Here is a 16,930-nt window from a genome sequence, read left to right as displayed (position 1 = left end):
TAATCATATTCTTTCATTCTACTATTTGCTTAAGCGAGAAATGTTAAAACTGTGTAAAATTTTTGCGAATATTCAGGAAACATGGCATATTTCTGCTGAAGCCCTTCATAATGATTAAGAATATGTAATAATTACATCCCTGATAACGCTGTATTAGGGATAATTATTTCCAATTGCCACAAAAACATAGCCAATGGTTACAAAGTTGTGATATATTCATTACTGTTAGTTTACAAACGGGCATCACCAATGAAGGAGGCTATTCATGAAATTCAAGATCAGAGCCATCACCGCCCTGGCGGCTGTACTGGGACTCGGCACCTTGCTTCACGCAGCTCCCGCTCAAGCCGACAGCGTACATATTGCTGGAGAGGCTACTACCTATTATACGCTATCCAATCATTATGGCATAAGCGTTGAAGAGCTTATGAATGCAAATCCGCAGATTTCTGCGCTTAATATCTATCCCGGGCTGAAGTTCACCGTTCCTGGCAATGTTCAAGCCAAGACTGTCGCAGTAGCCAATACTACGGCAGCAGCGGTTGAAGCTGTAGAGGCTGCAGAAGCTCCAGCTCTAAATGTACAGCAGGCAACCAACACCGTTCAAGCCTGGGGCAAAGAATTCAATTATGCCAAAGTGCTGCAGGTCAAGGCTTCCGCGTATTCCTCCGCAGCCAGCGAGAATGGCAAGTGGGGCGCGGTCGATTATTTCGGCAATACGCTTAAGCTGGGGACGATCGCCGTTGATCCTAGCGTGATTCCGCTGGGCACGAAGGTACTCGTAACCGGCTATACCCATCCGGGCCTGCCGAAGGAAGCCTTCGTGGCTACCGCAACTGATAAGGGGAGTGCAATCAAGGGTAACCGGATAGATATCTTCATTCCGGGCAGCCAGAGCTTTGTGGCCGATTTTGGTTATCAGTATGTACATCTATATATTATTGAATAAACCGATAATGATAAGTTGCACCACTGCAAGCGTAACAGGTATTAATGAAAAGGAAACAAGACCAGGCTGCTTCCGCCGGTTTTGTTTCCTTTTTTTGTAGAATGCCCCTGCTTACCAAGCGATTATTTGCTCTTGCTGACCTGGAGCATCTGGGGAACCGTCACGAAGCTGTACCCGCGCTTACGCAGACTCCCGATGATCTCGGGAAGCGCCTGCAGCGTACCCTGCAGGTTACTGCCCCTGCCGCCGCCCCCGTGCTGAAGGATGATGGCCCCTCTGCCGGCCCGGGAGAGGATGTTATGCTTGACTTGATTTTTGGACAGTCCTCTCCAGTCGAGCGAGTCGACGTTCCAGTTCACCAGCTTATAGCCATGCGCTTTCGCCCACTTCAGCTGCGGCTCGTTGATGTCGCCATACGGCGGACGAATCAGCTTCGGCTTGTAGCCGGCAAGCAGCTGCAGAATATTCTCCGTCCGGATAATCTGGATGCGGAAGGCATTCATACTCAGCTTGCTGAACTGGGGGTGATTATAGGAGTGGTTGCCGATGGCATGGCCTTCGCGGATCATCCGCGCCACCAGGGCAGGGTGCTTCTCCGCACGGCTGCCGACCACGAAGAAGGTGGCTTTGACTTTATATTTGCGCAACACATCCAGGAGCTGCGGTGTGAATCGCGGATCAGGCACATCATCGAAGGTGAGAGCGATCATTTTACGGCGGGGACCCTGCGTCTTGAGGGTCTCCGGGTATTTGCGCAGCAATTGGCTGAGGGAGAGGCCTTTGTTCTTTTTATGGCGCCTTACTGAAGACTGGGAGGCTGCTGATCCGGCAGGCACCGCCGTTTCCTCTTCAATAGAAGCTTGTGTCAGGGAAGGTGTCAGGATCTCTTGTACGGGCACTGGCATTGGCGCAGGCGCTCCTGCTGGTGCAGCGGAGGCGGCTGACACAAGCTCTGCAGCCGGTGAAGTGACGGGCAGACCCAGGACAATAACGGATATGAGCAGCACAATGCGGCGGAATGTTGCCAGTTTCATCGGAACGATGCCTCCTCCAACCACGGGTCCGGTTATTTTAGAATATAAGGATTGTTATTTCCAAGCAGCCGTGAATTTATGCCGTACAGGCAGCAGAGCATTCAAAGATTTATCACATCTACAAATCGTTGTATACTGAAATAGATGTTAGATACGGGAAGGATGGCGACAAGAATGACTGATTTGTTTGCACCTTATGAATTGAAGGCTCTGACCCTGAAGAACCGGGTGGTCATGCCGCCCATGTGCCAGTATGCAGTTGAGAAGCAGGACGGGATTCCCACAGACTGGCATTATGTGCATTATGTCAGCCGGGCTGTCGGAGGGACAGGCTTCATTATTGTAGAGATGAGCGGAGTTCACCCCGATGGACGGATTACGAACCGGGACACCGGGATCTGGGAGGACGGGCAGATTCCGGTGTTCAAGCGGCTGACGGATGCCGTTCATGCCCATGGAGCTAAGGTTGCCATCCAGCTCGGACATGCCGGCCGCAAGGCCGTCGATGCCGCTCCGCCGGTTGCACCTTCGGCCATCCCGTTCGATGACACCTATGCAGTGCCTAAGGCGCTTAGCCGTGAAGAGATTGCGGAACTGATTATCGCCTTCCGGGAAGCGGCGCGGCGCGCAATTGAAGCGGGATTCGATACCGTAGAGCTGCATGGAGCCCATGGATACCTCATTCACCAGTTTCATTCCCCGCTCTCCAATGTCCGGGATGATGAATATGGCCAAGACCCCATCCTGTTCGGGGAACAGGTAGTGAAGGCAGTGCGTGAGGTGCTCCCGGCTGAGATGCCGCTAATCATGCGGGTCTCCGCCAAGGAATATGTGGAGGACGGTTATGATGAAGCTTATGCGCTGGAATTCTGCCGTCGCTACAAGGAGGCAGGCGTAGACCTGTTCCATGTATCCTCGGGCGGAGAGGGGCCGATAGGCTCGAATGGCGGCCCGAATGCAGGACCGGCTTATCAGGTGGGGCTTGCCGAATACATACGCAGTGGATTACAGGTCCCTGTTATCGCTGTAGGGCGTCTGGAGTCATATGAAGAAGCGCAGGCGGTAATTACGGAAGCGAAGGCAGAGCTTGTAGCTGTAGGCAGAGGCCTGCTAAGTGATCCGTACTGGGCACTTCATGCTGCTGAGGCGCTGGGTGGGATTGATTCGTCTGATCTGCCTGCACCTTATGTGCGCGGAATCTGGAACAAGAAATAGAGGGCTGTAATTGTGAATAATGTCACAGATTTTAAGTTCCTTCTAAGGCATGGTTAATAAGATTAAATTTGAAGGAGCTTGATAACGTGGCGACGGTGATTAGTAATGAGCGGCTGGCTGAAGGAGTATACCACCTGGTAGTTGAAGGGGGGAACAGCGGGGAGATGGGTCAGTTCTACATGCTACGGGCATGGGGAGCCTATCCGCTGCTGTCAAGACCCCTTAGCATACATCAGGTGAATGATAACGGTGTTGAATTCTTGTATCACGTAGTGGGCGAAGGTACAGAGATCCTTGCCGGACTGAATCCGGGCGATCCGCTGGAGCTGGAGGGACCGTTCGGTACCGGCTTCCCGCAGGTAGAAGGAAAGGTAGCGTTAGTGGGCGGGGGGATCGGAATTGCTCCGCTTTATTATTGTGCGCAGAAGCTTCCGGGAAGCGATATCTATCTCGGCTTCAGCCGCGAGTCTTTCCGTACCGAAGCCTTCCGTCCTCTGGCTGCTGAGCTGACCGTTGATGTAGGCGGACTGATTCTGGACAGCGTGGATTTCTCTGCGTATGACCATATCTTCGTCTGCGGCCCGCATCCGATGCTGAAGGCGGCACAGCTCAAGGGCATAGCCGCAGACACTGCGGGTAAGCGCCCCGACGTCTATCTGTCACTGGAGAACCGGATGGCCTGCGGAATCGGAGCCTGTCTGGTCTGCAGCGTCTCCTGCAAGGACGGGCAACGCAAAGCCTGCGCAGACGGTCCTGTTTTCCTGGCTGAGGAGGTATTGTTCCATGATTAATACAACTGCAACGATTGCCGGTGTATCCTTCAAGAACCCGATTGTGATGGCTTCCGGCACCTTCGGCTTCGGCCGTGAGTATGGCCGGTTATATGATGTGTCCCTGCTGGGCGGTATCTCCGGCAAGGGGCTTACGCTTCACGCCAAAGCCGGTAATCCCGGAATCCGCGTCTATGAGACGCCTTCCGGCATGCTGAACAGCGTAGGGCTTGAGAATCCGGGAGTAGAGGCTTTTCTGGCCAAGGAGCTGCCCTATTGGGAGACGCTGGATACTGCACGTATTGTGAATCTGGGCGGCAACACGCTGGCGGATTACGTACTGGGTGCGGAGCTGATCCAGCGGGATGCGGATGCCCGGCAACTGGCCGGAAATCCGGCCGTGGATATGATTGAGCTGAATATCTCCTGCCCGAACGTGAAGGAGGGCGGGATCGCTTTTGGCGTGAAGACTCCGGCAGCCCAGGAAGTGGTCCGTGCGGTACGGGCGGCTACAAGTCTGCCGCTGGCCGTGAAGCTGTCGCCGAATGCCGAGGATATCGCAGAAATGGCTGTGATGTGCGAAGCAGAGGGCGCGGACGCCGTATCTCTGATCAACACGATCTCAGGGATGAAGATTGATGTCCGCCGCCGCCGCAGTGTGTTCAATAACCTCTATGCGGGACTGTCGGGACCAGCGATTAAGCCGGTGGCTCTGCGTATGGTGCATCAGGTATCCCGCAGGGTAACTATTCCGGTGATCGGTATGGGCGGCATCACTTCGGCTACAGATATTATTGAATTTATTATGGCCGGAGCGACTGTAATACAGGTTGGAACCTATAACTTCATGAATTTGCGGGCGGGCAGCACGCTTGCTCTAGAATTGCAGCAATTTATGAAGGAAGAGAATATTTCCTCACTGGATGAGATCCGTGGTATTGTATAGGCAGCAAGCCGGTTTACAATGATCTTTTTGCCGCAGAGTGAGAGATCTCTACAGCCTATGGTTAATATAAAGGGAGGGGGAGTTCTGCTTGACAATGAATCCGGTGCATCCTGACGATATTGTGCTGTCCGAGACAGAGGTGGGCCGTGATCTGCTGCTGCTGATTACCGGGGGAGTGCGCCATATCGGTGCGGCAAGCACGGCGTACATGGACGGAGACCTCGCGCGGGTGATGACCTCTGCCGTTCCCCATCATAAGGAGCATACGATCAGTGAAGCCATTGCGCTGAAGGCCGCTGCCGCATTGAACCGGACAGTCACGGTTGTGATGGGCATTCACTATGACGATCTGAGCACAGAGGGCATCCTTGCGGTCGTGAACATTGTGAATGATAAGGTGGAGCAATATTTAGTACAGAAGGCTGAAACAAATTTTTGAAACGATCCCCTTCTCCCTGCGTAATAGATACCATTGAACCACTAACTTATATTTTGGAGGAATGAACGATGTCTATATTTAAAAGATTGCGTGATCTGACCATGTCCAATGTGAATGCGATTATTGATAAAGCAGAAGATCCGGTTAAAATGACCGACCAGTACATTCGTGACATGACGGAGGATCTGGAGGATGCTGAGAAAGCGGTAGCTGCCCAGATCGCTATTGAGAAGAAATTCAAACAGTTGTACGAAGAACAGGAAGCGTTAGTGAATAAGCGTAATCAGCAAGCCCATGCGGCTGCCGGGGCAGGTAATGTTGATTTGGCCCGCCGTGCTCTAGAAGAGAAGAAATCAGCAGAAGCCAAGCTTGTGGAGTACAAGGCCAGCTTCGACCAGAACAAGGCTTCCGCAGACAACCTGCGCGGCAAGCTTGACGAAATGCGCAAACAGCTTACCCAGATGAAAAACAAGCGGGAGACACTCGTTGCCCGTTACAATGCTGCGAAGGCGCAGACCGAAATCAACAAAGCAATGAGCGGCTTCAGCTCCGACTCTGCTTCTGCCGGACTCAAACGGATGGAAGACAAGATGCTGCAGGCCGAAGCACAGGCAGAAGCCAGCAACGAGATGAGCTCGGGCAACAAATCGCTGGATGATGAGTTCGAGAAGCTGGGCAAAGACCAGGCGGTTGAAGATGAGCTGGCTGCGCTGATGAAGCAATACGAGAAACAATAACATATTGGCATAAGCCGGACTTCAGGCAATTGTCCACAGGCGAAGGGGAGACAGAACCAGCGGTTTCTCCTTCGCTTTATGTTTGTCTTACCTGTTAGGAAATATGAACAAGCGGGGGCTGGAGTAATGGATTTCGATACCCTGGTGTCCATGGTAGTATGGACGGTCAGCGGCGCAGTACTGCTGTGTGTGCTGATGCTCGTGGATTCGCTGTTTACCCGTTATAATGATATGGAAGAGCTGAAGGCAGGGAATATGGCCGTGACTACCCGGCTGGTGTTGAAGCTGCTGTCACAAGGCTATATTTTATCGGCATCCATTGCTGCGGCGAACCGGCTCGGGACCGCCCTTATCGTCTCTATAGTATCTTTTGTCTTGTTATTTGTGCTGGAGAAGACGGTAGAGCAGCTTCTGAGCCGGTGGGGGAACCTTGAACTGGATCATGGCACCCAGCTTGGCAAGGTCGGCTACGGCCTGATGGCAGGCTCGCTGCATGTGACGGGAGCATTGATTATTGCCGCCTTTATTCGCGGATAAGAAGAAGGATTAGCTTACCAATCTGTAGGAGGATGATGGCTTTGGGTCTTTGGAAAAGAATCGGCAATCTGTTCTCGAAGCCGGAGGCGCCTAAAGCGCCCGCAAGCATGCTGACCCTGTCTCCCGGGGATATCTGTGAGGTCTCCCTGGTCACCTATGAAGTGACGGGCCGGACGAAGACGAGCGGCCGTAATGCTGTTGTACTGACGCTGCGAGACGGGAGCCGGATCGCCTATCTATATATAGAAGAGCGGGAAGAGCTGCAATACAGATTGTATCACCCGATAGACGGGCGTCTGGATAGTCCCTCCGAGGTCCCGGCTACCCTGGAGCTGGATGACCGGACCTTTTATCTGGAGGAAGAATATGAAGGGTATGCCGCCGTTACCGGGCAGACGCCTTATATGAACGGCGGGGAGCAGCATGTCTGGCAATACCAGTCGGATGATTCGCGGCTCCTGCGTGTGGAATGGCAGAATGGACGGTTCATGCTCTATGAGGGTGAAAGCATCCTTTCAGCTGATGTGAGAGTGATCCGCGCGTCTTAAGCTGAGCTGGAGCAGGGCGGAGTTGCTGACAGCTGAATAGAATCGGGATTGAATAAGGGATGCATGCGCTTGTTACAGGCCTGTGCATCCCTTTTGTTATGCCTTCATGTTAGAATAGGGCGTAATTGGTTTAATGAGCAGCAATCTACCGGAGAAGCAGAAGGAGTGAATTCAACAGTGACTAACCGAGAGCATCATAACAAGGAATATAACAACGAATACAGTAATGATAAATTTCAGCGCGCAGCGCTTCAAGTTACAGAGGCTCAAGGCAGGCTAATGCCTTATGCTGCGCTGCTTGCGCAGGAAGCTGTACCTCTGCATCTCAGCAGCGGGCGTTATCTGGCTGAGTCTGCCCATGCACCACATCCCTTTCCGGCATTTGACCGCTCCAGTATGGACGGCTTCGCCGTGATTGCGGCAGATACTTTAGCGGCAGGAGACCCTTACACAGTGTGGCTTGAAGTCGTCGATGTCATACCCTGCGGCGCAGTAGCCTCAAGAGAGATTACGGCTGGCACCGCTGCGCGCATTATGACGGGAGCACAGATTCCGAGCGGCGCAGACACCGTAATTATGATGGAGGCTACGGAGAGCCGGATGGAGGGCGGAGTCACTTATGTCGGTATCCGCAAGCCGCAAGAGACGGGTCAACATATTACCCCTTGCGGGCTGGAGCTTAGTACAGGTGATCCAGTGCTTCCTGAAGGGGCTCTAATCGGCGCTGGCGAAATTGCTGTTCTGGCAGCGCTCGGGGTGCCGGAGGTTCCTGTCCGCCGCAGACCGAAGGTGGCGGTCTTCGCTACCGGGACTGAACTGCTGGAGGTGGACGAGCCATTAGTTCCGGGCAAAATCCGTAACAGCAACTCTCCCATGCTGGAGGCGCTTATCCGGGAGGCAGGCGGAGAGCCGGTGATGCTGGGTGCGATCATCGATGATCTGGAGCTGGCCCGCAGTAAGGTACAGATGGCACTGGAGAGCTATGATCTGGTGATTACTACCGGCGGCGTATCGGTCGGGGATTATGATATTATGGGGGATCTGGTCCGTGAGCAGAGCGGAGAGATGCTGTTCAATAAAATAGCCATGCGCCCAGGCAGCGTCACTACGGCAGCCGTTCGCGGCGGGAGCATCCTGCTTGCCTTATCCGGCAATCCGGGCGCCTGCTTCGTAGGATTCCAACTGTTTGCCCGTCCGGTCATCGGGCTGATGCAGGGTGCGGCCCAGCCGTATCTGCCGGAGTGGACAGCGGTGCTGGGTGTGGATTATAAGCGGGCGAACAGCTTCACCCGTTATGTCCGCGCCCGCTTGGAGATCCGCCAAGCAGTGCTCTATGCTTATCCAGCCGCTGTGGACGAGTCATCCGTTACGGTTACGATCAAAGACAGCGACTGTCTGATCGTCATCCCGCCGGACAGCGGACAATTGTCTGCCGGGGACAAGGTAACCGTGCTGAAGCTGCCGGGTGAGATCAGAGGGTGAATTCAGTTAAAAGTGAGATGCGACAATGGATGGATGGATTTCATCATCTAATTGTAGCCTGTACAACTAATTAATATTAATTATTAAATTTCAACATATGAAAAATTCACAACAACAATTGATAAAAATCAACTATTAGAAAATTAAGTAGAAGATCAAGGAATATTGGGACCGTAGGACCAATTATCCAATAGTATCAGTTGAATTCCGAAATTTCAACATATGAAAAATTCACAATAGAAAACTCAAAACACTAACCAGCAGCCAACAAGCAGTACCATCCAATCGTGCGACAGCATCCAATGCCGTATCCGCAAAACCCGGTCACAAAGGTAACAAACAAAACCCTCCAGTTCTCTGATAGACAGAGAAGGGAGGGTTTTAGGGTTCTTAAGAGCACAACAAGATCTAACCCATGTGTGTTAACGTCTACTACAATGATTACTGGGCAGTTAAAATCAGCGGTCCATCTGCGGTGATGGCAATCGTGTGCTCATACTGCGCGGATAGCTTGCCGTCAGCCGTTCTTGCTGTCCATTCATCATCGTCTATGGTGATCTGGTACGTGCCTTCGTTAATCATGGGCTCAATCGTAAATACCATGCCTTCTTTGAGACGGATGCCTTTGCCTGCGGTGCCGATGTGCACGTAGCTCGGCTCCTCATGCAGGCTTCGTCCGATGCCATGCGCCAGCAGATCGCGCACGACCGAATAACCTTGTGCTTCGGCATGCTGCTGAATGGCAGATGTGATGTCACCCAGCCGTCCTCCCGGAACAGCCCGGGCGATTCCCAGATCCAGGCATTCCTTCGTTACCTGCATTAATCTTTGCGCCTCCGGCCCAATCTCACCGACAGCGTAGCTTACGCACGAATCTCCGAACCAACCCCCATATTCAGCAACGATGTCTAGCTTCAGCAAGTCGCCTTCCTTCACGACCCGTCTGCTGGTTGGAATGCCATGAGCCACCACATCATTAATAGATATGCAGGTCTCGGCAGGGAATCCGTTGTAGCCTTTGGTGAACTGCTTGCCGCCGAGCTTGGTGATATGTTTTGCCACAAAATCATTAATTTCAAGCGTGGTGATTCCGGGTACAATGTGTTTGGACACCTCACGGTAGCAGTCGGCAACAATTTGGCTGGCTTGCTTCATCTCTTCGATTTCTCTGGGGGATTTAAGAATAATCATGATATGTGCATTCGCTCCTTAATCTTTCAATAGTGTCTGTCTTTTATAGTTTCAGAACTCTGACGATCTCCGTTGCGTCTTCATTCAGCTGCCCTCGGCGGAGGGACAATGCAGCACAGCCGACCAGAGCAGCTAACAGCATCTCCGTGTGCTGCAATCCATGCTGCGGATCGGCTGCTGCCCCGCCAGCAGATAAAGAGTTCGCTGTAAGTCCGGTACCTAGCATCGTAGACAACGGGGTCAGCACCTCCAGGCGGAACTCGGCAGTGAGCGGGGCAGAGCGGGCGTCAGGCAGGGAAGGAAATCCCTCACCAGCCTGCTTACACAGCAGATAGATGGCGTGATCTTCCGCCCATAGCTGCAACAGCCGCACCCCGGCGGTAGATCCCCCCAGCGGGATCTTTAACGGCAGCTCCGGCTCTGCCATAGGAGAGGACTTCAGCGATTCCCCGGCCCGGTCGAGCGCATCCCATAACAGGTCGTGAAGCAAATCACCCTTGTTGCTGTAATAATGATAGACCGTACCATAACCGAGACCGGCGGCCGCAGCCACATCCCGGATTTCTAATAAAGGCCCTTTATTCAAAAATACGTCCGCGGCTGCTTTTCGGATCTGCACCAGCCGCCGCAGCCGGATATCTTCGTTCTGTTCCTTCGTGCGGGGAGTCATCTTATCCGTTCACCTCATTTATTTTTGACCTGCTGTCATGTCAATATAAAACATCGGCAGGCAAATGGCAAGGGGAAAACGTTGAACCAACCATCTGAACATAACAAAAAAACCGGATAGAACATCATCCGGTTTATTCTCTCAAGCCCAGTGCTCCGGATGCCTTAAGGATTCCGGCAGCTTGGTGGACGGGCTGCCTTGAGCGGCTTGCAGCTGCGCCTGAGTCAGGAAGAGGCTGTCACGCAGATCGGCTCCGCTTAGATTTGTGTCGCGGAAGTCCGCGCCAATCAAGTCGGCGAACCGTAGGTCAGCATCGCTGAGATCCGCAGCGATCAGATACGCGCCCCGTAAGCTGAGGCAGCGGAGGTCGGCCCCGCGCAGCTTGGCCCCAATCAGATCGGCCCCGCGGCCATAGTTCTTCTGGCGCTTCGGAGCCGGAGAGAGCTGCTTGCGGGCAGCGGTGCGCGCTAGCTCGCTGGCACGCAGCAGCAGCTCGTTGACTTCAGCGCGGTGCGCAGGTATTTCGAGCTGAAGCAGCTTTTCCGGGCTGAGCAGGGTGAGGGCCTGCGTCTGCTCCAGCATTTTGATAAGCGAATCATGCAGGGTATCGGCCGCGCGCAGTGTCAGTGCCTCGTGCAGATACCATAACAGCTCATGCAGCTGACGCATTACAGGAAGAATCTCGAACATCTGTCCAGCAGTCTCGGGAGCCTGACGCCAGTCGCGTCCGCTATAGGTCAGATTGGAGATTTTCTGCCCGGCCCCGAAGCAGTCGTACACCGTACATCCCCGGAAGCCGCTTACTCTTAGCTCAGTATGAATGCCGCAGAGGAAGTCCTCCCGCAGATTGGGACAGGGCTGTCCGGCAGGCTTGTCTATGGCGAAGTCTGAGGAAGCAGAGAAATGAAGCGCTGCACAGCATAGCCCGAAGCAGTTCAGGCAATCCGCTTGCAGCTCCGGCAGTCCGGGATTCGCAGGAAATTCAGTAGATGAATGATTGTCTAACAAACGTATTCCTCCAAAAATTAATGTCATTAATTTAGTAGTCCATGCAGCTTACTGCGGCGGCTCGTTGTCGAGACGGCGTTCAATCGCATCAGACATCGTTTTATCTGTAAGATGGGCATAAATCTCGGTAGTCTCCGTAGAGGCATGGCCCAATTGTTCCTTCGTCCGGTAAATATCGTTCTGCAGATAATAATCGGTGGCAAAAGAGTGCCGCAGCTTATGCACCGTCAGATAAGGCTTGCCGAACCGTTTGGCGTATTTGATGATCATCTCCTGGATCGCTCGTTTGGTCATCCGTTTGCCTTCTTTGCTGCCGTTGGGCAGGGCAATGAAGAGGGCTTTTTCCCGTTTCGGCGTCTTGTACCTGCTCTGGCGGAGGCTTAGATACAAGCTGAGATCATCCTTCGACTGTTCCCGGAAATAGACCGGGGTCTTGAAGGTCTCGTCGTTATGACCCTTGCGGAATACATAGAGCAGCTTATTGTTGACATCCACATCATCCACGCTCAGGTTAACCACCTCGGAGACGCGCAGGCCGGAATTGAGGATCAGACTGGCAATACAGGCATCCCGTTCCCGGTTAAGCTGCCAAGAATAATAAGCCTGCTTATTGGCTTCCACATCTGTGCCATAGCCTTCATAGATGTAGCCTACGAACTCCAGCAGCTCCTCGTCCTCCAGAATTTTACCTTTGAGCTTGGCGGCGGTGTCCTTCGGTTTGTGAATACGCTTGATCTCAACCTTGGCCATAATGTTACGCTTCAGCAGCGGGTAGAAATTCTCATCCTCAGCAATCTGGCTCAGATAATGGAACAGGGAGCGCAGCGCAGACAGTTTACGGGATACGGTCACCCGCGAATTGGCATTCTCAGCCCGGGTGGTTAAGTGCAGACGGTAGCCGACAATGCTGTCCATATGCAGGGTCTCCAGCTCAAGCAGAGTGATGTCAGCATTGCTGGACGCTACAGACAGACTTTCACCCCGCAGCCAGCCGAAAAAGGATTCATAGTCCCGGATATACTCCAGCAGCGAGGAAGGGGACAAATCCGGCCGTTTATAATCGATAAACTGCTGGACAAACCAGGGCATCTGCGGCAGCCGCTGATCCAGGTTTGCCCGGTCGGTCGCTTTTTGAATACTGATGTTCTTCACCTTCTTTATAGTTTCCCCAAGGGGGAGGGCTGTCCTTTTATATTACCATGTTTTTGGCGGGGAATGGCTTGGAATTGCTGCGGGAAATGGACTAGCCTTGCTCCTGATGAGACAAAGTTATATGATGGGTAGTAAACGAAAACGGCAGAGGTGAACCTTAATGGAACTTGGAATCGAGCTGGTTCCTAAAGAGCAGAAGCAGATGATAAGCAGATTGATGCAGTTCTATTTTTATGACTTTACCCGCTATCTGGAGCTACAGGTGGACCGTGAAGGATTGTTCCCTTCTTATCCCGGTCTGGAGGCTTACTGGAACAGCGGTAAAAATAAATTTGTCTACCTGTTCACCGTAGACGGCAATGTCGCAGGCTTTGCCCTGATCGACCGTCTGCTGCGCGACCCGGAGGGCGAGTTCTATATGACGGAGTTCTTTGTGATGCAGCGCTACCGGCGTAGTGGCGTAGGAACCTGGGCGGCACACCGGCTGTTCGACATGTTCCCCGGCAGCTGGAAGGTGTCACAGATTCGTGCCAACACCCCTGCGCGGGACTTCTGGCACCGGGTCATTGGAGCTTACACCGGCGGTGATTTCCAGGAGCGGTTCAACTCCCGCCAAGGCAATCCCAGTCAATACTTCAGTACATTAAATTCTAACAGAGTTAAGAAATAAATTTACCTATTCCAGGCAGACTTCAGCGCAACTTTGGATCGTATCCGGCGTCTGGTAACTGAGGTGATTAGATTGTCCAAGCGAATTAGCATATGGGGAGCGGGCTGTATAGCAGTTGCAATAGCAATCAGCACAGGCTGCAGCAATGCTGCGGATCAGGGTTCTTCGGATGGAGGGCGTACGGATCAGCCGTCAGCATCGCCCGCAGCCGCTGCGGCTACAATAGCTGCTCCTGCCACCGCAGTTCCGACTCCGTCGGCAACTGCCGTACCTGCTGTTAAGTCCGTGTCGCTGATTCCCGAAGTACGGGAGTATACAGGAAGCGGCAGTGGCTACGAGCTGGATGGCGTCAATGTTCAAGCGGATTACTCCGCAGACAAGACTTTACCGCTCGGGGTGTTTCTGCCGGAGACGATGATCCGTTTTGAACAGGATGGCAGAACGGCGTGGGGAACTGCGGACAAGCATAACTATATTACGTTAATTAAGCTAAGCTCTGAGAAGGATGCAACTGGCGGGAAGCTTGAACCGGGCACAGATCGGGAACTGTTGAAGTTCAAGGAATATGAAGGGAGCAGGGTGGAGGGGGACCGGAGGGTTGAGGCATTTATTTTCACAGCCCACAAGGATTCTTACCGGGCCGAAATTCATATTCAAGATGAGCAACGGGATGCGCTGCTTCCACTCTTCACATCCATGCTGAGTAGTATTGAATATATGGAGAAGCAACCGCCTATTAAGCCCGGAGTCTTCTTCAAGGTCCCTGATGTAGGTTCCAGTCCGGGCAACAAGCAAGCGCTCCAGGAGACACTGGACTGTATTGCAGCCTGGGCCGCCGGAGACAAAGAGAAGTTCGCTGCCACGATGTATTCACCGCTACTTAATGACAACTTACAGTACTTACTGGATCATAAGAGTGTTTACCGTTTCCATAAACTGACCGTAGTCGGAATTCCTGTCGAGGGAGCCAAACGTGCGGCCTTCTATGTGGAGTTTACGCAGATGACCTCTGAGGGCTATATTACTGAGAGAAACAATGAGATCTCCCTGCTGCCTAATAAGCAAGGGGAGTGGAAGATCGCTAGTATTGATTAGGCAGAGCACCTGCCGAAGCTCGAAAGCTTGAGACACCTGCGGGGTTTCAGGCTTTTTTGCTGTATAAATAATCACAACCTTTCCAAGTCCCGGCGTCTATAATCTAAGTTGAACGATGTTCAAAAACATTACAGTGTTCAATCCAGCGGAACAGCAACACCCTAACAGAAGGAGTCTAACGATCATGGGGAAAGCAGAGAGACAAGAGCAGGAGCGCGAAGCGATGCGTAATCTGATTCTGACTACGGCTGGCGAGCTAGTGGCAGAAAAGGGGATCAGGCAGCTGTCGATCCGCAGAATCGCTGAACGGATGGAGTATTCGGCCGGTATTATTTATCACTATTTTCAGGGAAAAGAGGACATTGTGGAGCAGCTTCTTCAGCGGGGCTACCGGGAGCTAATGGGCGGACTGATTGCCGGATCGGAAGCTTCACCGGATGAAACATCTCCAGAAGAGTGCTTAAGACGAACGCTGAGACAGTTCATTAAGGTCACAACCGCAGAAGGCTCACAGTACCGGAGTATGATGCTGAATGATTCGCCGTCCGTGCTTAGCCACACCGGGGTTTTGCATCAGGGAGCAGCCCTGGAACGCAGCGGGATCGCGGGTCTATGTGATACGCTCCGTCAGTTCAGCGGGATGGCCTCCTGCGAGCAAAGGGAGCTTGAACTCACCGCCCAAATCATCTGGAGCGCAGCCTTCGGGCTGATTATGAGACTGATGGTGGAGGAGAATCTGCCTGAGGGGCAGAAGGAGGCTCTGATTAACCGGCACATAGAAGCCATGGTGCGTATTGCACAAGGATCGGAGGATTAAGGTGAGACATAGACGAACCATTAGCTTTTTAACGTGGATGGTGATAGTGCTCGGTGTTGTTGCAACAGGCATCGGGCTATTTTCAGGTGAAGGATCTGAGAATGAGGGGAGCCATCCCATCTTCACCTCCATCAGGGGGGAACAGATTGAATTGTACGGTACCGGCATCTACAAGGATGATTCTTTGTCCGCAGCAGCCCAGGCCATCGCTCAGGATGGCGTTACTTTAGTGGTGGGCATTCCTTTGCTGCTCGTATCCCTGCTGCTGAGTCTCAGAGGAACGATCCGGGGTCGGCTGCTGCTTGCTGGAGCGCTCGGATACTTCACCTATACCTATGCTTCATATTGTTTTCTGGCCATGTATAATAATCTGTTTCTGGTCTACGTCTTGCTTTTCTCGGGCAGCTTATTTGCATTTATTTTGGTCTTTCGCTCGGTGGAGCGGGAGGGGGTGTTGATGAAGACGCAGCTTCCGGGTAAAAGCATTGGCTTCATCCTGCTGCTGATCGCCTTCCTGATTATCATGCTGTGGTTGGGCCGGATTGCCGGCGGCTGGCGGGATGGAACCGTACCTGCTCTGCTTGAGCATTACACCACGCTGGTGATTCAGGCGCTGGATTTAGCAGTATTGCTTCCGCTCATGGTGCTAACAGGGGCATTGCTCGTCCGCAGACAGTCTTACGGTTACCTTCTGGCTCCTGTTGTTCTGGTAAAAGCCGCAACCCTGCTGACCTCCATATCCTCCATGATGATTGGGATGCTGAGGGCAGGAGTTCATGTCTCCATGGTAGAGTTGATCCTGTTTCCAATGTTCAATTTGGCAGTCATCTGGTGTCTCATTCTTGTACTGCGCAACGCGCAGGAACCCGCACCACCTGCAAGCCCATTACCTATAGAATAGAGGCGGACTTAAGTGAGCAATCGGATCTTGATCGTGTATGCAAGCAAATACGGATGTACCGAAAAAGCCGCATTACTGCTGCAAGCCAGGCTGAACGCGGCCGAAGTTGTGAATCTGAGCTCTGGCCAGTTGCCGGATCTAACTGGCTACGACACAGTAATCCTAGGCGGCTCCATCTACTATGGCAGAATCCGTAAGGAGATGGCTGCATTCACAGCCCAGCACAAGCAGGAGCTTTTAACCAAACGGCTGGGATTGTTCATCTGTGCAGGAATGACAGGGGAGAAGGGAGAGCAGGAGCTTAAGCAGGCTTATCCTGAGATCATATACAACAAGGCGCTTGCCAGGGAGATAATGGGCGATGAGATCTATCCGGACCGGATATCTGCGCTGGATAAGTGGGTTATACGTATGGTAAAAGGCAAGGAGCACAAGACAGGAGGCGGGCTGTCCATGGTTAAGCTGGAGCGCTTCGCGCATACGATGTCGGCAGGCGAGTAGGGGAGAGGAGTAGTGAGGGCTAGCGGTGATAAAACGAAGTGGAGCAGGAGTGCTTTGAAGCAGCAACGCGTTAAGTCGAAGGGATAAGCAGGTGACAAGGTAACATAATCAATATTATGTTACCTTATATACAAAAACGACAACGAAAACGTGCCGCGAAACGAAAACACACCAACTTTGCATTTACTAATTACAACATTTCAACATATGAAAAATTCATAATAGGAGGAACGAAAATACCAGCTCCCCCTCATTACTACACCTAAAC

Annotated in this window: 19 protein-coding genes; 14 read left to right on the top strand and 5 right to left on the bottom strand. The window is 52.6% G+C overall.

Going from position 1 to position 16,930, the window contains the following annotated elements; translation table 11 throughout:
* Nucleotides 1–265 precede the first annotated feature (265 nt).
* Nucleotides 266–949: a 3D domain-containing protein gene (locus tag NST43_RS16085; protein ID WP_209989836.1), complete on the top strand. Its 684-nt coding sequence runs from the start codon at nt 266–268 to the stop codon at nt 947–949.
* A gap of 122 nt (nt 950–1,071) precedes the next feature.
* On the opposite strand, the gene NST43_RS16080 is transcribed toward NST43_RS16085, so the two are convergent.
* Nucleotides 1,072–1,983: a polysaccharide deacetylase family protein gene (locus tag NST43_RS16080; protein ID WP_339225284.1), complete on the bottom strand. Its 912-nt coding sequence runs from the start codon at nt 1,981–1,983 to the stop codon at nt 1,072–1,074.
* Between the two features lie 174 nt (nt 1,984–2,157).
* On the opposite strand from NST43_RS16080, the gene NST43_RS16075 reads away from it, so the two are divergent.
* The 8 genes from NST43_RS16075 to glp all read left to right on the top strand — a co-directional run bounded on the left by NST43_RS16075 (nt 2,158) and on the right by glp (nt 8,657).
* Nucleotides 2,158–3,198: an NADH:flavin oxidoreductase/NADH oxidase gene (locus NST43_RS16075; protein ID WP_339225283.1), complete on the top strand. Its 1,041-nt coding sequence runs from the start codon at nt 2,158–2,160 to the stop codon at nt 3,196–3,198.
* A gap of 86 nt (nt 3,199–3,284) precedes the next feature.
* On the top strand, nt 3,285–3,989 hold the full coding sequence (locus NST43_RS16070) for a dihydroorotate dehydrogenase electron transfer subunit (protein ID WP_209989842.1): 705 nt from the start codon (nt 3,285–3,287) through the stop codon (nt 3,987–3,989).
* Nucleotides 3,982–4,914 carry a dihydroorotate dehydrogenase gene (locus tag NST43_RS16065; RefSeq protein ID WP_339225282.1) on the top strand — a complete coding sequence of 311 codons (933 nt, stop codon included), beginning with the start codon at nt 3,982–3,984 and terminating at the stop codon, nt 4,912–4,914. Before NST43_RS16070 ends, NST43_RS16065 begins: the two co-directional genes overlap by 8 nt.
* A 94-nt stretch (nt 4,915–5,008) precedes the next feature.
* Nucleotides 5,009–5,353: a hypothetical protein gene (locus NST43_RS16060; protein WP_209990232.1), complete on the top strand. Its 345-nt coding sequence runs from the start codon at nt 5,009–5,011 to the stop codon at nt 5,351–5,353.
* Nucleotides 5,354–5,421: 68 nt separating this feature from the next.
* Nucleotides 5,422–6,090, top strand: coding sequence for a PspA/IM30 family protein (locus NST43_RS16055; RefSeq protein ID WP_209989847.1), 669 nt, complete (start codon nt 5,422–5,424; stop codon nt 6,088–6,090).
* Between the two features lie 126 nt (nt 6,091–6,216).
* Complete coding sequence (locus NST43_RS16050; RefSeq protein WP_036695415.1) at nt 6,217–6,627, top strand: DUF350 domain-containing protein; 411 nt, start codon at nt 6,217–6,219, stop codon at nt 6,625–6,627.
* A gap of 41 nt (nt 6,628–6,668) precedes the next feature.
* Nucleotides 6,669–7,175 carry a DUF4178 domain-containing protein gene (locus tag NST43_RS16045; protein WP_209989849.1) on the top strand — a complete coding sequence of 169 codons (507 nt, stop codon included), beginning with the start codon at nt 6,669–6,671 and terminating at the stop codon, nt 7,173–7,175.
* Nucleotides 7,176–7,352: 177 nt separating this feature from the next.
* Nucleotides 7,353–8,657, top strand: coding sequence for a gephyrin-like molybdotransferase Glp (glp, locus tag NST43_RS16040; protein ID WP_339225281.1), 1,305 nt, complete (start codon nt 7,353–7,355; stop codon nt 8,655–8,657).
* A 441-nt stretch (nt 8,658–9,098) separates the two neighbouring features.
* On the opposite strand, the gene map is transcribed toward glp, so the two are convergent.
* The 4 genes from map to xerS form a co-directional block, all read right to left on the bottom strand.
* Nucleotides 9,099–9,848, bottom strand: a complete 750-nt coding sequence (gene map, locus NST43_RS16035) for a type I methionyl aminopeptidase (RefSeq protein WP_339225280.1) — start codon at nt 9,846–9,848, stop codon at nt 9,099–9,101.
* 43 nt (nt 9,849–9,891) lie between these two features.
* Nucleotides 9,892–10,518, bottom strand: coding sequence for a helix-turn-helix domain-containing protein (locus NST43_RS16030; protein WP_339225279.1), 627 nt, complete (start codon nt 10,516–10,518; stop codon nt 9,892–9,894).
* Nucleotides 10,519–10,659: 141 nt separating this feature from the next.
* Nucleotides 10,660–11,526: a pentapeptide repeat-containing protein gene (locus NST43_RS16025; protein WP_339225278.1), complete on the bottom strand. Its 867-nt coding sequence runs from the start codon at nt 11,524–11,526 to the stop codon at nt 10,660–10,662.
* Between the two features lie 48 nt (nt 11,527–11,574).
* Nucleotides 11,575–12,669 (bottom strand): tyrosine recombinase XerS, encoded by a 1,095-nt coding sequence (gene xerS / locus NST43_RS16020; protein WP_339225436.1) that lies wholly within the window; start codon nt 12,667–12,669, stop codon nt 11,575–11,577.
* A 169-nt stretch (nt 12,670–12,838) separates the two neighbouring features.
* Between xerS and NST43_RS16015 the strand changes: the two genes are divergently transcribed.
* From NST43_RS16015 to NST43_RS15995, 5 genes are all read left to right on the top strand, one after another.
* Nucleotides 12,839–13,348, top strand: a complete 510-nt coding sequence (locus tag NST43_RS16015; protein ID WP_339225277.1) for a GNAT family N-acetyltransferase — start codon at nt 12,839–12,841, stop codon at nt 13,346–13,348.
* Nucleotides 13,349–13,420: 72 nt separating this feature from the next.
* Nucleotides 13,421–14,443 carry a hypothetical protein gene (locus NST43_RS16010; RefSeq protein WP_339225276.1) on the top strand — a complete coding sequence of 341 codons (1,023 nt, stop codon included), beginning with the start codon at nt 13,421–13,423 and terminating at the stop codon, nt 14,441–14,443.
* A 184-nt stretch (nt 14,444–14,627) separates the two neighbouring features.
* Complete coding sequence (locus tag NST43_RS16005) at nt 14,628–15,260, top strand: TetR/AcrR family transcriptional regulator (RefSeq protein WP_339225275.1); 633 nt, start codon at nt 14,628–14,630, stop codon at nt 15,258–15,260.
* Between the two features lies 1 nt (nt 15,261).
* Nucleotides 15,262–16,161, top strand: coding sequence for a hypothetical protein (locus NST43_RS16000; RefSeq protein ID WP_339225274.1), 900 nt, complete (start codon nt 15,262–15,264; stop codon nt 16,159–16,161).
* A 12-nt stretch (nt 16,162–16,173) separates the two neighbouring features.
* Nucleotides 16,174–16,662, top strand: coding sequence for a flavodoxin domain-containing protein (locus tag NST43_RS15995; protein WP_339225273.1), 489 nt, complete (start codon nt 16,174–16,176; stop codon nt 16,660–16,662).
* The last annotated feature ends 268 nt before the right edge of the window (nt 16,663–16,930 follow it).

Origin of the sequence: Paenibacillus sp. FSL H8-0332, from assembly GCF_037963835.1 — a bacterium.
In the GTDB taxonomy this organism is placed as follows: Bacteria; Bacillota; Bacilli; order Paenibacillales; family Paenibacillaceae; genus Paenibacillus_AQ; species Paenibacillus_AQ rhizoplanae.
This window is presented reverse-complemented; position numbering and strand designations above follow the sequence as displayed.

Coding starts and splice junctions, on each gene's coding strand:
- NST43_RS16085 (WP_209989836.1), top strand. CDS start 266: ATGAAATTCAAGATCAGAGCCATCACCGCCCTGGCGGCTGTACTGGGA.
- NST43_RS16080 (WP_339225284.1), bottom strand. CDS start 1,983: ATGAAACTGGCAACATTCCGCCGCATTGTGCTGCTCATATCCGTTATT.
- NST43_RS16075 (WP_339225283.1), top strand. CDS start 2,158: ATGACTGATTTGTTTGCACCTTATGAATTGAAGGCTCTGACCCTGAAG.
- NST43_RS16065 (WP_339225282.1), top strand. CDS start 3,982: ATGATTAATACAACTGCAACGATTGCCGGTGTATCCTTCAAGAACCCG.
- NST43_RS16060 (WP_209990232.1), top strand. CDS start 5,009: ATGAATCCGGTGCATCCTGACGATATTGTGCTGTCCGAGACAGAGGTG.
- NST43_RS16055 (WP_209989847.1), top strand. CDS start 5,422: ATGTCTATATTTAAAAGATTGCGTGATCTGACCATGTCCAATGTGAAT.
- NST43_RS16050 (WP_036695415.1), top strand. CDS start 6,217: ATGGATTTCGATACCCTGGTGTCCATGGTAGTATGGACGGTCAGCGGC.
- map (WP_339225280.1), bottom strand. CDS start 9,848: ATGATTATTCTTAAATCCCCCAGAGAAATCGAAGAGATGAAGCAAGCC.
- NST43_RS16030 (WP_339225279.1), bottom strand. CDS start 10,518: ATGACTCCCCGCACGAAGGAACAGAACGAAGATATCCGGCTGCGGCGG.
- NST43_RS16015 (WP_339225277.1), top strand. CDS start 12,839: ATGGAACTTGGAATCGAGCTGGTTCCTAAAGAGCAGAAGCAGATGATA.
- NST43_RS16005 (WP_339225275.1), top strand. CDS start 14,628: ATGGGGAAAGCAGAGAGACAAGAGCAGGAGCGCGAAGCGATGCGTAAT.